The organism is Rheinheimera sp. SA_1, from assembly GCF_001669775.1.
Taxonomy (GTDB): domain Bacteria; phylum Pseudomonadota; class Gammaproteobacteria; order Enterobacterales; family Alteromonadaceae; genus Pararheinheimera.
On sequence record NZ_LXWK01000015.1, the window covers coordinates 507,506 to 522,029 of the forward strand.

General features: G+C 47.5%; 12 protein-coding genes. All 12 read right to left on the reverse strand.

Annotated elements, in window-relative coordinates:
* Position 1 precedes the first annotated feature (1 nt).
* Entirely contained in the window at positions 2 to 2,791 is a 2,790-nt protein-coding gene (locus tag A5320_RS09550) for an SLBB domain-containing protein (protein ID WP_068063798.1), read from the reverse strand.
* 269 nt (positions 2,792 to 3,060) lie between these two features.
* Complete coding sequence (locus tag A5320_RS09555) at positions 3,061 to 4,401, reverse strand: UDP-glucose dehydrogenase family protein (protein WP_068063800.1); 1,341 nt, start codon at positions 4,399 to 4,401, stop codon at positions 3,061 to 3,063.
* Between the two features lie 35 nt (positions 4,402 to 4,436).
* Complete coding sequence (locus tag A5320_RS09560; protein WP_068063801.1) at positions 4,437 to 5,450, reverse strand: SDR family oxidoreductase; 1,014 nt, start codon at positions 5,448 to 5,450, stop codon at positions 4,437 to 4,439.
* 63 nt (positions 5,451 to 5,513) lie between these two features.
* Positions 5,514 to 6,644, reverse strand: coding sequence for a non-hydrolyzing UDP-N-acetylglucosamine 2-epimerase (gene wecB / locus A5320_RS09565; protein ID WP_068063803.1), 1,131 nt, complete (start codon positions 6,642 to 6,644; stop codon positions 5,514 to 5,516).
* A gap of 177 nt (positions 6,645 to 6,821) precedes the next feature.
* Complete coding sequence (locus A5320_RS09570; protein ID WP_269454635.1) at positions 6,822 to 7,274, reverse strand: DUF2802 domain-containing protein; 453 nt, start codon at positions 7,272 to 7,274, stop codon at positions 6,822 to 6,824.
* A 13-nt stretch (positions 7,275 to 7,287) separates the two neighbouring features.
* Positions 7,288 to 7,782 carry a chemotaxis protein CheW gene (locus A5320_RS09575; RefSeq protein WP_068063806.1) on the reverse strand — a complete coding sequence of 165 codons (495 nt, stop codon included), beginning with the start codon at positions 7,780 to 7,782 and terminating at the stop codon, positions 7,288 to 7,290.
* Positions 7,783 to 7,816: 34 nt separating this feature from the next.
* Complete coding sequence (locus A5320_RS09580) at positions 7,817 to 8,614, reverse strand: chemotaxis protein CheW (RefSeq protein ID WP_068063808.1); 798 nt, start codon at positions 8,612 to 8,614, stop codon at positions 7,817 to 7,819.
* Entirely contained in the window at positions 8,607 to 9,395 is a 789-nt protein-coding gene (locus A5320_RS09585) for a ParA family protein (protein ID WP_068063811.1), read from the reverse strand. Before A5320_RS09585 ends, A5320_RS09580 begins: the two co-directional genes overlap by 8 nt.
* The gene (locus tag A5320_RS09590) at positions 9,396 to 10,385 is read right to left on the reverse strand and encodes an OmpA family protein (RefSeq protein WP_068063812.1); all 990 of its coding nucleotides are present in this window, start codon (positions 10,383 to 10,385) and stop codon (positions 9,396 to 9,398) included.
* Between the two features lie 4 nt (positions 10,386 to 10,389).
* Positions 10,390 to 11,133, reverse strand: coding sequence for a flagellar motor protein (locus A5320_RS09595; protein WP_068063814.1), 744 nt, complete (start codon positions 11,131 to 11,133; stop codon positions 10,390 to 10,392).
* Positions 11,126 to 12,265 carry a protein-glutamate methylesterase/protein-glutamine glutaminase gene (locus A5320_RS09600; protein ID WP_068063816.1) on the reverse strand — a complete coding sequence of 380 codons (1,140 nt, stop codon included), beginning with the start codon at positions 12,263 to 12,265 and terminating at the stop codon, positions 11,126 to 11,128. Before A5320_RS09600 ends, A5320_RS09595 begins: the two co-directional genes overlap by 8 nt.
* 11 nt (positions 12,266 to 12,276) lie before the next feature.
* Entirely contained in the window at positions 12,277 to 14,520 is a 2,244-nt protein-coding gene (locus A5320_RS09605) for a chemotaxis protein CheA (protein WP_068063818.1), read from the reverse strand.
* Positions 14,521 to 14,524: the final 4 nt, after the last annotated feature.

Consider the following 14,524-nt stretch of genomic DNA (forward strand, 5'->3'; position numbering starts at 1 on the left):
CTTAATTAACCGTGTTGTTGATTGCAGCAAGTGCAACAATACTTTGCGAAATAATCGTGGTGACTTTAGACCACAATGACAGGCTTGTAGTGTAGTCAGTATCCAATGGTACAACGATGGTATCACCGGCTTGTAATGATTGATTGGAGACCTCGAACCAAGACGACTGATTTGGTACAAACACAGAGCCATCAGCCCGAATAACATAAACTCTCTCATCGTCAGCACGCTTTCTGAACCCGCCGGCCAATTGGAGGTAGTCGTGTACGGTCATCCCATTTCGGAAACGGTGGCTTGACGCATGTTGAACTTCTCCAACTACAGCAACTGTAGTTTGATTTGAAGGCACATATAATTCGTCACCTTCTTCAACCAACAAATCGTATTCCGGATCGCCAACTAACACAGAAGGTAAATCGATGACCAATCTACCGATCGGCTTAGCTTTCTCAATTTCCGAGATCATTACGATGGCATCTTCAGGTTTTGTTTGCGCGGTATCACTTTCTGCCGACAAATTTTTTGCAGCTATATCTGATCGAAGTTGTTGCATCAGCTTGTTAAGCTGCATCGTTTCTTGTTCACGAATTTGTTCTCTGGTAAATACTGAACCATTTGCAAAAGCGTCATTGGTTAAACCACCAGCTCGGGCCAATACTTGTGACAGTTTCTCGCCTTGCTGAATAGTATAAGTCCCCGGGAATTTTACCTGACCGCTAATGGTTATTGTTCGTTCTATATTCCAGTCTGGAACTGCAAAAACAGTCAGCCGGTCACGGCTAGACAATTTGACTTCAGAACTTCCTTGTAGAGCGTCAAGCAGATTGACATTAATATGCTGAACACGAACGCCTGACTGGTCATCTTTTTGATTGACGGAACGGGTTAGTTCCGCTCTCTCTAAATAGGCACTGTCGTTTAGTCCACCCGCTGCGATCAGTAAATCAGTTACGGAACCATTCACCGGCAATGGATATTCACCTGGCAGTTTTACTTCGCCAAATACCGCTGCGATTTGTGTTGCTGCATTAAAGCGAGCTTGTTGTTTTAGTCTTTGCAATAATGGAAACAGTAGTTCAGTTCGCGTCAGGTGCACTGAAAGTTTTAACGCTTCAGCGTCGTTGAACACATTGTTTAATAAATCCTGCATCAAAAACTTCAAATAAGCTTTATGCGCCGAATTTTGCGGCTCTTTGGTTTTCTCAACCAAAACACCAGGACGATTCACAGCAACGGGTAATTTTTCAGAAACTGCAGCAAAAGCCTGACTTGTAAGCGCTGATACGTCGACCAAAAATGGCTGTGGCAATTTGTCGTCAAATATAGGTTCGACTTTGGCAAAAAGCTTTTTCTCCGGATACTGTTTAATCAACCGGCTATAAAGAAGTTTGTCCAGTTCAGGCCGATTATACGATTCTTCACCATGATGAAATACCAAGATCAGGTCGCGGGTTGATAATTCAATATTATCGGTACTGCCATGCTCTGTAATAGCGCGACCAAGATTAAATTGAATGACCTGCAAATCGCCAAGTTCTGATTTTTCACGCACGATCAGTGCATAATCAAGATCTACGGTCAAATGTAAATCAGACCACAAAGATCGTAAAATATCATTAACCCGGATCCCAGGCACCCAGGCATATTGTCCAGGCCGCACTGCTGCACCGGCAACAGTCACAAGATGCTCAACACGTTTTGAAGTCTGACCGATCCGCAATACATCACCATTACGGACAGAGGCCTGTCTGTCGGCTGTCTTCGTTAAATCCAGATTCAACAAACTGCGAACGTTTTGTTCATTGAATCTTTCAATAACCACATTTCGTGGAAAGGCGCCGGCTTTGCTGCCGCCTGCCATTTCAACTAAATCAGCGACGGTCTCACCCGATTTTAGTTCATACAAGGCCGGTCGTTGCACTTCACCATTCACTTCAGCCATTGATTTTATAGCTGGGATGAATACGACATCACCATGCTTCAGGTGAATATCTGCAGTTGAATCGCCTTTAAGTAACAGCTTGTACAAATCAAATGCTGCCACTTCCTGCCCTGCTCGCTTCACGGAAATCTCCCGCAACGAGCCAATATCACTAACGCCACCCGCGACAAACAACGTCTGCGTCAATGTAGCCAATGCAGATACGGTATAGCTTCCTGGGAATTTGGCTTCACCGGCAATAAACACCGTGATTGTACGGAGTTTACCCATACTCACCGCGACATCAACACCGATATTTTGTTTGGAAACACGGTCGATAATCAATGATTTGGCTTTTGCAAATGAAAGACCAGCAATTTGAATTGGATTGTACCCAGGGATTTGAATGCTACCGTCGCGGTTAATCACCAACTTTTCTTCGGCATTTTCTTTACCAAAAATTTGAATCAGAAGTTCGTCATCAGCACCGAGTAAATAGGAGTCTGGTACAGGTATATTGCCAACAGGAGCAAATGTACTGATACTTGAATCAAATAAACTCAGGCCATACCGCACTGGTATGGTCGGGTCTTTTTCTTCTTTCTCTTCTTTTTCGTCGTCAGACTTGTTGGCAGGTTCAAGTTGATCAGGCAACTCTTGTTCAGGCGTTATTTCGTCTTTAATGCCGTTAGCTTTGTCGTCCAGTTGATTAAGATCAAAACCATATTGTTTGGCGATTTTCATCTGTTCAGATTTTGGCAGTTTTTTCAACTGCGCAATCATGGCCGGCGACGGTGTGGCTGCATATGAAGGAACCGTAAAACCAAGCAAAACCAATACCAGCATCAACTTTTTAACTAAATCCAACACGCTTTACTCCAGAATCTATCTTCATTTTCCCGAAAAGTCACAGCCAAAATATTGAACACACTGCTTCACAGCGCATCACGGCTATACCTGCCATTTCAGAAAGGACCGCCATTCTACACGCCTTAGCGAGTGATAGGCGAGCCTTTTCCATGTTACCTTTTGTTATCGGTTAAAGATTACTCAACAACAAAAACACTAAATTATTACAATGAGATTCAGCGCTAATTGTAATGCGCTTAACAGCGTCATGCTTTTTTATCAAATTGGGCTCAGAACTGCATCACACTATCGCCACGGCCAATCGCATAATAGATAAACCCCTGCTCTTTTAAGCGCGATGGTTCGAACAAATTACGGCCGTCGACGATCACAGGTTGCTTTAACTGTTGTTTTAACACAGAAAAATCAGGTGAACGGAAACTTTTCCATTCGGTACAAATAACCAGTACATCGGCATTTTGCAAGGCAGCTTCTTTAGTTCCAACCAACTTTAAGTCAGCACGGGAACCGTAAATACGCTGCGTTTCTTCCATCGCTTCCGGGTCAAATGCCTGCACTGTTGCACCGGCTTGCCATAAACTTTCCATCAGTACCCGGCTGGAAGCTTCCCGCATATCGTCGGTATTGGGTTTAAAACTTAAACCCCAGATAGCAACAGTTTTACCTTGCAAATCACCGGCGAAATGCTGCTGTAAAAAGCCAAACAGCTTGTGTTTTTGCTGGTTGTTGACTGCTTCAACTGATTTAAGCAGTTGGGTGTTGTAACCAGTTTGCTCTGCGGTTTTAATCAGCGCCTGGACGTCTTTCGGGAAACAGGAACCACCATAACCACAACCAGGATAGATAAAATGATAACCAATCCGTGGATCAGAACCGATACCATGGCGGACTTGTTCGATGTCAGCACCCAGCAATTCGGCTAAATTCGACATCTCGTTCATAAAGCTGATTTTTGTCGCCAGCATACAGTTAGCGGCGTATTTGGTCAGTTCAGCACTGCGGATATCCATCACAATAATTTTATCGTGATTGCGGTTAAACGGCATATAAAGCTCACGTAGCAGTTTTTCTGCCCAAGGATTATCGGTACCCAGAATAATCCGATCCGGACGTTGGCAGTCGGCGACAGCCGCCCCTTCTTTGAGAAATTCCGGGTTAGAAACTACCGCAAACTGAATATCCTGCTGCCGGGCTTTAAGCGTCGTTGTCAGCACTGCTTTGACTTTATCGCCGGTGCCAACTGGTACTGTCGACTTATTAATCACCACTTTCGGGCTGGCCATATGAGTGGCAATGGTACTGGCAACCGCTAACACATATTTTAAATCGGCAGAACCGTCTTCGTCAGGCGGCGTACCCACGGCTATAAACTGCAATTCGCCAAAAGCGACGCCGGCGGCGCCATCGGTGGTGAATTGCAGCAAACCTTGCGCGACACCTTGTTGCACCAGAGCCGATAAGCCGGGTTCATAAATCGGAATAATACCGGCTTGTAAATCAGCGACCCGCTTGGGATTGACGTCAACACAACAGACCTGATGACCAGCTTCAGCCAGCACTGCGGCTTGCACTAGTCCAACATAACCAATCCCAAAAACAGTAACTTTCATGAACTTTCCTGTGTATGAAGGCCTACGCCTATAAATCAATTGTGGCTAATATACCACGGCATTGCGATGTCTAAACCGGCACTTAAAGTATGACTTGGCACGTATCCAAGCAACTGCCCTGCTTTACTGACATCAGCTTGCGAATGACGGACATCGCCGGCGCGGAATTCGCGGTAAACCGGCAAAGACGCGTATGACACACCATTTTTGCTGAGCGTTTGCTGAATGGATCGGAACAGGTCATTAAGCGTTGTGCGATCACCAACTGCTACATTAAACACTTCACTTTGGTCCAGTTGCGTGGTCGCTGCCAGAATATTGGCTTGTACCGCATTTGCAACGAAACAAAAATCACGGCTGGTTTCACCGTCACCATTAATGGCAACGTCTTCGCCTGCGATCATCGCCGCTGTCCATTTCGGGATCACCGCCGCATAGGCGCCATTTGGATCCTGGCGCGGTCCGAACACATTAAAATAGCGCAGGCCGGTGCTGTGAAAGCCATAACAACGCGAGAATACATCAGCATACAGTTCGTTAACGTACTTGGTCACCGCATATGGAGACAACGGCTTGCCAATGTTGGCTTCGACTTTAGGTAATGCCGGATGGTCGCCATAAGTGGAGCTGGAAGCTGCGTAGACAAAACCTTTCACACCGGCTTCTTTGGCAGCTTGTAACACGTTCAGAAAACCACTGATATTGGTGGCATTACTGGTAATAGGGTCATTAATGGACCGTGGAACCGATCCTAAAGCGGCCTGATGCAGCACGTAATCGACACCCTGCACTGCTTGCTGACACGCAGATAAGTCGCGGATATCGCCTTCAATCAAGGTAAAACGTTGCCATTGTGCAGCACTGACTAAACTCTGCACTTCAGCCAGATTATGCCGATGGCCGGTAGCGAAATTGTCGAGTCCAACGACCGTCTGATCCAGCTTTAACAAAGTTTCTAATAAATTTGAACCGATAAAGCCGGCACAGCCTGTCACCAACCAAGTTTTTGGTGATGCTTGTAACAGCTGCTGTTGTTGTTGATATTTCATACAATCCTTCCAGAAAAACCCAAAACACCGGCCAGGCCGGTGCGGTTCAGAAACAATCGGTGATTAACGTTTAAAATACTGCTTAATGGCGTCCGTAATCCGAAGACAAGCCTGGCCATCGCCATATGGGTTATGGGCGAAACTCATGCTTTGATAATATTGGCTGTCGGTCATCAATTTACTGACTTCACTGACAATCACGGCTTCATCGGTACCAACCAGTTTCACTGTGCCAGCAGCGACGGCTTCCGGCCGCTCTGTGGTATCACGCATCACCAGCACCGGCTTGCCCAGAGATGGAGCCTCTTCCTGAATGCCGCCAGAATCGGTTAAAACCAGATAACTGCGGCTCATCAAGTAGACAAACGGCAGGTAATCCTGTGGCTCAATTAAATGCACGTTTGGCGAGTTGCTTAATAAACGGAATACCGGCTCACGCACATTCGGGTTCAAATGTACCGGATACACCACATCAGCATCCGGGAAACGTTCGGCGATGGTTTTAAGCGCGGCGCAGATGTTTTCAAAACCTGAACCAAAACTTTCGCGGCGATGGCCAGTGACCAGGATTAACCGACGGCCGTCTGCACCATAAGGGAAACGGCTGGCAAATTCAGCAGACAATGCTTTGTCAGCATCAATTTTTGCAACCACCTGATGCAGTGCATCGATGACGGTATTACCCGTGACAAACACTTTGGCCGGGTCGACATTTTCAGATAACAGATTTTGTTCAGAAGTTGAAGTCGGTGCGAAATGGAGTGTGGTGATAGCACCGGTTAAACGACGGTTGGCTTCTTCTGGCCATGGACTGTAGATATTGCCGGTACGCAGACCTGCTTCTACATGCCCAACCGCGGTTTTTTCATAATAACAAGCCAGTGCCGCAGCAAAAGTGGTGCTGGTGTCACCATGCACCAACACGATGTCGGGTTGGAAATCACGGAGTACCGGCTTGATATTCAATAGGATACTGGTGGAAACATCATATAAATCCTGGCCAGCTTTCATAATGGCCAAATCATATTCGGGGACGATATGAAATAATTTCAGCACCTGATCTAACATTTCACGATGCTGGCCTGTCACACAGACCCTGCTCTCTATCGCAGGATCTTGTTTTAACAAATTGACCAAAGGGGCCATTTTAATTGCTTCAGGACGGGTTCCGAACACACTCAGCACTTTTAACATAAGCAGATTCCATAGCTTAGCTTGCAACAGCCTGCAGCTTATCAAACCTCGGTTAAAAGTAACAGCATTGCCGATGAACTCTGGGGTAACTGGGAGGCGAGTCAAAATATCGAAGGATTCAGATCAAAATTCTGCTATTTGAACATTATTCATTAGGGTTCACCGGAGATCTTTGAGCTAACTGGTTTGCTGGCGATGCAGATTGATCAAAAGTTCGGCTTCGGCGCGCGGTAATTCACATTCGCGCATCACTTCTTCGAGACCAGCACCTAATTGCACCATCTTCACTGCACGGCTGTAGAGCCTGGAATCGGGGTCAAATAACTGGATTTTTTGCTGATGTTCAGTTAGTTGTTCCAGCTCACTGGCCAGAGCTTGCTGATTAAACTCAATGGTTTGAAGAGCTTGTTCTAATTGCAGAATACGCTGGCCAACGCCAATCACCCCGCTGCGCAATTCATCGAGTTCAGCACTTTGATTGGGCTGCTGGGCACTGACACTGGCAATACGTTCTGCCAGCTGTCTAATTTGCCGCTGCTGCAATTTATGCTGCCAGACAACAAAAACAACCAGCAGTATCGCTACTGCCGGGATCACAACCATGGTTAACCATTCAAACGTCAGAGGCACAGGATACGACCGGTTAAATATTGGTAATTTCGTCCCACTCTTCGTCACTGAGTAGTTTGTTCAAATCAACCAGAATCAACAATTCGCCATCGCGGTTTGATACACCCTGAATAAACTTAGCACTTTCGTCAGTACCGACGTTTGGCGCCGTATCAATTTCTGAACCACGCAAGTAAACCACTTCAGCAACGCTATCAACCAGAATACCGATCACTTGTTTATCAGCTTCGATAATGACAATCCGGCTGTTCTCAGTAACGTCGGTTGGCGGTAAACCAAAACGGGCGCGGGTATCAATGACAGTAACAACGTTACCACGCAGATTGATAATACCCATCACATACATCGGCGCGCCTGGCACCGGGGCGATATCGGTGTAACGCAGTACTTCCTGTACCTGCATCACGTTGATGCCGTACGTTTCTTCCTGCAGTTTAAAAGTGACCCATTGTAAAACCAGATCATTTTGTTCTTTGGTCTTTACTGATTGCGCCAATAAATTACTCATGTATCGCTCCTCTACCTCAAACCTTGGTCCATGCTCAGTCAGAACTGCCAGCGCCTTGCGCTAACAACGCAATCATCGCTTCTACATCTAACAAAGCACACATATGCTGTTTTATCAATCCGGCTAACCAGGGTCTTTTCCCTTCAGTGGCCCGCCACTTCACATCATCTTGTTCTAACGCTACGGTGTTGACCAATGATTCGCAGGCCAGGCCCCATGAACTCTTACCCAACATAATAACATATTGATAGTTTAGTGTTTCTGCCAGATTTTGGTCATATTTTTCTGGCATGACCCACATCGCCGTGTTGACGACATTAATCTTTTGTTCCCGATATAACATGACACCTTTGTACCAGGCTGGTTTACCAGGCAAGGTGTTTAAGGTGGTTATTTTATGAATGCCACCCAGTTCTTTTAACGGCAACGCTACTTTTAATCCAGCCACTGAGAAAAACAGCGCCTGAAAGCGGCCGGAGCGGTATTCTTTGACCACAGTCGCCGCCGGGGCCTTTGGCGGTGGCGTCGTAATCACCGCTGCTGTGCTCACTGGAGCTACAACTTTAGGTACTGGCGAAGGTACAACTACAACCGGTTTTGCCACAATGGTTTCAGGTATTACTTTCGCCCGAACCGGCTCAGTTTTGACCGATGCTGGCGCTGCGACCTTGGTCACGACTGTTGGTTTTTCTGGCTGAACCGTAGCAAGCAACTGATTTAACTGCTGCTTCTTAACCTCAGCCACCACACTGACTTCGGGTTCCTGTTCTTCCGTCAGCAATGCGTTTAAATAATTCCGCATCACTTTTTGACTGGCGACCAGTTCACTCATTGCCTGACTCCGGGTTCAACTGCAATAAATAAGTGAGCAATGTATTGTATGCAAACACCCCACGTGATTTCGGGGCGAATACCGGTGGTGGCGTCTGCGCCAGACTGGCATCACGCATTTTGGTATCGATAGGGATCACCGCCGACCAGACTAAATCCTGATATTTACTTTTCAGCTCTTTATAGGCTTCCAGCGATGCTTTGGTTCTTTTGTCGTACATGGTCGGCACTATCGTAAACTGATAACCAGGCTGGGTATTACTTTGCATTAATTGCATTGTTGCCAGCATCCGATCTAAACCTTTTAACGCCAGAAATTCGGTTTGCACCGGGATCAGGATTCGGTCGCACGCCGCCATTGCATTCACCATCAGTACGCCAATCACCGGCGGACAATCAATCAACACATAATCATATTCATCACTGATTTTCGCCAGCGCTTTTTTCAGGATGAGCCCCATCCCGCCTTTATCACCGAGGGAACGGTCTAACGTGGCCAACGCCATTGATGAAGGTAGAATATCCAAATCGGTCATGCCACTCGGACACAACGACTGCATGATCTCTTCTTTGCTAATACTTTTGCCACGGATGAAAATGTCGTAAACACTGTTCTCCAGCTCTTCAGCATCGATGCCAAAGTAGTAGGTCAATGACGCATGTGGATCGGTATCAATAAGCAATACCCGATGACCGCGCCCTGCCAGCAGAGCACCCAGTGTGACCGTTGTGGTCGTCTTACCGACGCCACCTTTTTGATTTGCAATAGTCCAAACGACCAATTAATTATTCCCGTTATTTTTCTTCGTAGCATCAACTTCAGCATCTGCTGCTGAAGTAATCTTAATACCGCCATGCGGCAGCCGGATGACTTTGATAGTGCCATCGTCGGTCTGAGCTGGAGCCTGTAGAATTTCCGCCGCCTGCTGCATAGTGGTTACTTCTGATACAGAATTTGCCGCATGCAGTGGTCTGGCTGCAAATTTCGAAATAGCGATTACCACTTTGCGGTTTTCGGCACGACCTTGTGCGGTGGCATTGTCGGCAAAAGGTGCAAATTCGCCGTAACCTTCCGCCGCCAGTCGTTCAGGCCGGACTCCAAGCCGTTGTAAATCCCTTAAAATTGCCGTGGCTCTTGCCATCGACAACTCCCAGTTCGACGCATAAATTTCATTGCTCATCGGCTGGTTATCGGTGTAACCACGTACCCGTACAATGTTATTGGTCTGGTTAAGGATAGTCACGATTTCGGCCAGCAACACCGAGGCTGACGAAGTTTGCACGCCACTGCCACTTGGAAATAACAGACCACTGTTTAATTGAATAGTGAGCCAGTCTTCATCGTTTTCAACTTTCGCGACGCCTTCCTCAATCAAATTAGCCAGTGACTGCGTCAGTTGCTCCTGCAACGAAACCAATGGGTTACCGTATTCTGGTTGTTTAAGTACAGGCTGCTCGGTGGCATCGGCCATAATTTCCGGGCCGGTTGGCGTCTCCAGAGAAGAGCCGAACTTTTGGTAATCGCTGCGGGGCTGATTGTCAGTTAACACATCATCGCCTTTGACCCCAGTCTCGGGCTTCACTGGTTTTTCAAATACTTGCGATAAGGTACTGGAAATTGTTTTAAATTTTTCTTCTTTGGCAATCGCCAACGAATATAACACCACGAACAACGCAAACATCAGCGTCACATAATCAGCATAAGACACCAGCCACCGATCCAAAGGATCTTTGTCCTGATGCTCCTGAAAACGATCTCTGCTGCGATACATCAGATCACCCGACCCGGTAAGCCGCAAGTTTACGTTCAATCACCCGCGGGTTTTCGCCATTGGCGATAGAAACAACACCTTCAACAATTAATTCCTGGTACAAGGTGCGTTGGATCACAATACTTTTCAGCTTATTGGAAATCGGGATAAACACCAGATTTGCAAAACCAACGCCGTACACTGTCGCAACAAAAGCGGTGGCGATACCGTGCCCCAGCAGTTCAGGTTTGTCGATATTCTGCATTGCCTGGATCAGGCCAAGCACGGCACCGATAATGCCAATCGTCGGGCTGTAGCCGCCCATTGCTTCATAAATTCTGGCAGAACGTAATAACCGCTCGCGTTCGAGTGTCAGTTCCGCGTCCAGCGCATCCTGCAAAATTGCGGGTTCAACACCATCCACTAACAAATTCAATGCATTATGCAAAAACGGATCAGTTTCCTGTAACGCTTCGGCTTCCAGCGATAAAAAGCCGTTGGTGCGCGCTGCAGTGCCCCAGTTGATCAAACGTTCAACTGTGGCGTTCAGCGGCACATATTGCGCTTTAAACACCCAGCCCAACATTTTGATGCCGACGGTAAATTGCGGTAACGGCGTTTGAAAGATCACCGCACCAAAGGTACCACCTAACACTATCACCAAGGCCGGTAAATCAAACAAGGTCGACAACAAGCCACCATGTAAAGTGTAACCACTGGCAACTGAAAACAAACCAAGAATTAACCCGGCAAATGCAAGCTTATCCATGCCCGACTTCCGCGATCAATCTGCTGGCAACATCGGCCAGATTTATCTCAGCATCGGCTAATCCGGCACTGGTGACAGCTTGGGGCATGCCGTACACCACACAACTTGCTTCGTCCTGTGACCAGATTTTAGAGCCAAATTGTTTCAGTAACCGACAACCATCCCGCCCGTCCGACCCCATGCCCGTAAGCACAATAGCCAGTACTTTGTCGCTAAACACTTTAGCTGCAGTGCCAAAGGTAATATCAACACTGGGTTTAAAGGTGATGCGTGGTGAGTCGTCGTCTTTAATCCGCAATTTTGCCTGGGAATCAGAACCTTCCACCAACATTTGTTTGCCACCTGGCGCCAGATAAGCCACACCAGGACGCAGAATATCGCCGTCTGCTGCTTCTTTGACTTCAATTTTTGCCAATGAATTCAACCGACTGGCAAAAGCACCAGTGAAAGCTGCTGGCATATGCTGTACCAGAACTATGGGTAACGGGAAATTTGCGGGTAAAGCGGTAATGATGGTTTGCAGCGCAACCGGACCACCGGTAGATGTACCAATAGCAACCAGTTTATATTGTTTACCTGAAGGTCTGAAGTTTGCAGAACTAGCCACTTCGGTCGGTTCCGTTCGCTCAGTGCTGCGCAATAACTCGGCGCGAGCCAGCGGTGTACGGCCAAGTGCTGATGCCGCAGGCCGAACAGGCGGCGGTGTTGCTGTCGTTGCGGGTCTGACAAACAACCGGCGTCGCGCCACTGCTTTTACCCTTTGACGCAGCACTTCAATCGCCTCACCTTTGTCGCGGGCGATATCTTCAAATTTCTTCGGCAGAAAGTCGACCGCGCCAGCATCCAGCGCGTCCAGCGTAGCTTTGGCACCAGCGTGAGTTAACGATGAGAACATCAGGATCGGCACTCGCTGAGTTTTCAAAATCTCCCGCACCGCCTGAATGCCATCCATCACCGGCATTTCTACGTCCATGGTAATGACATCGGGCTTGAGTTCAGCGGCCTTTTCGACCGCCTCCTTACCGTTGTTCGCAGTGCCAATGACCAGTAATTCTGGATCGGCTGCCAGGATTTCCGTCAATCTGCGACGGAAAAAACTCGAATCATCTACCACTAACACCCTGATCGACATAGATGACTCGCTTATGAAGTTAAGTTGTTAAACCGATCAAACTTAATTTTCGACTTTTTCGCATAATGCTTCAGTAAGTTTGGCACGTCGAGGATCAGCGCAATACCACCGTCAGAAGTAATAGTTGCACCGGCCATACCAGGAGTTCCCTGCAATAGGGCATCCAGCGGTTTAATCACCACCTCTTCCTGACCGACTAAGGCTTCAACCACAAAACCAACCTGTTGCGTGCCAATCTGTACGATGACGACATGACCCTGTTCACGGCGAAGTTTCCGATCAGAACCACGTACCAGCCAATGCTCAAGATAAAACAATGGAATTGCTTTATTACGTACCACGATGGTCAATTGACCATCCACAGTATTGGTTTTTGACAAGTCGAGGTGGAAAATTTCACTGACGGTAGCCAATGGCAAAGCAAAAGGTTGTTTTCCGACAATGACCATTAACGTAGGTAAAATTGCCAGCGTCAGCGGAACTTTGATTTCAAGTAAAGTGCCCTGACCAAGTTTCGAGTGGATATGCACAGTACCATTGAGTTGGTTGATTTTGGTTTTCACCACATCCATACCAACACCACGACCGGAAATATCCGAAATCTGTTCTTTGGTCGAGAAACCCGGGGCAAAGATAAGGTTAAATGCCTCAGTGTCCGACATCCGGCCAGCTGCGTCTGGATCAAGTACACCACGCTTAATCGCAATGGCTTTTAATTTTTCCGGATCCATACCGGCGCCATCATCCTGAATCGTTAACAGAATATGGTCACCTGCCTGTTGCGCAGCAAGCTTCACCAAACCAGTTCGGGATTTGCCATTGGCAGCGCGTACATCCGGCATTTCAATACCGTGGTCAACCGAGTTGCGCACCAAGTGGACCAATGGATCGGCTAGTGCCTCAACCAGGTTTTTATCCAGGTCAGTATCTTCGCCTTCTAGCACCAGATTGATGTCTTTATGTAACGAACGTGCTAAATCACGAACAACCCGCGGGAAACGACCAAATACTTTTTTGATCGGCTGCATCCGGGTTTTCATCACAGCGCCCTGCAAATCTGCAGTCACCACATCCAGATTCGAAATGGCTTTACTCATTTCTTCGTTTTGCGCCACGGCGGATAAACTGACTAACCGGTTACGCACCAGTACCAACTCACCCACCATGTTCATGATTTGATCAAGGCGCTTGGTATCAACGCGCACTGTGGTGTCGGCTTGTGCAGCATTACCGCCACCTTTACCGTCTTCGCCATCACGATCTTTTACTGCACTCGCGGCGGCCGCAGGAGCTGGTGCCGGAGCTGCTGGTTTTGGCGTTTCAACTGGTTTAGCGACTTCAGCTTTCGGCGCTGGTTTAGCGACCGGAGCTGCAGGTTTAGCCACAGCTTTTTCAGCTTCAGCCGGACCTACCGGTGCTTTTCCTTTACCATGTAATTCATCGAGCAGTGATTCAAACTCATCATCACTGATATCATCAGGTGCTTTGGCGGCAGGTTTTGCGGCCGCTGGCGCCGGTGTGGTTTTAGCCGGAGCCGCAACAGGGGCTGTTTCGCCAGGAACAAACGAGCCTTTCCCATGCAATTGGTCGAGAATTGCTTCAAATTCGTCGTCGGTGATATCTTCGGTGGCACTGGGCGTAAAACTAACTGGAGCAGGTTTAGTCTCAATTGCGACTGGCGTCCTGCCTGGTGCACCAGAGCCGTGTAATTCATCCAGCAGTTTTTCAAAATCATCTTCATCGATGTCATCGATGTCACCGGAATTAGTGGCAGAAATTTCGCTCTCAACTTCCAGTTCAACCGCTGCATCAAAAGTTTCCAAACTCATTTCTGGTGCAGCAGCATGGTGCTGTTCATCGGCAGACTCAGGTTCGCTTAAGCGGTGCAAAGCATGTAAAACTTCTGGGGATGCGGGTTCTAACGGCTGACGATTTTGCACATTGGCAAACATTTCATTAATTGCATCAAGCGCTTGCAGTATTACGTCCATCAACTCGGATGTGACGCGTCTTTTACCGGTGCGTAAAATATCAAATACGTTTTCCGCACCATGGCAAGCGTCAACTAATTCAGTTAACGACAGAAAACCGGCGCCGCCTTTTACCGTATGAAAACCACGAAATATTGCATTTAATAAGCTGGCATCGTCGGGATTATTTTCTAGTTCGACCAACTGCTCCTGCAACAGCTCAAGGATCTCGCCGGCTTCGACTAGGAAATCCTGTAAAATGTCCTCATCTAAATCAAAGCCCATGCTA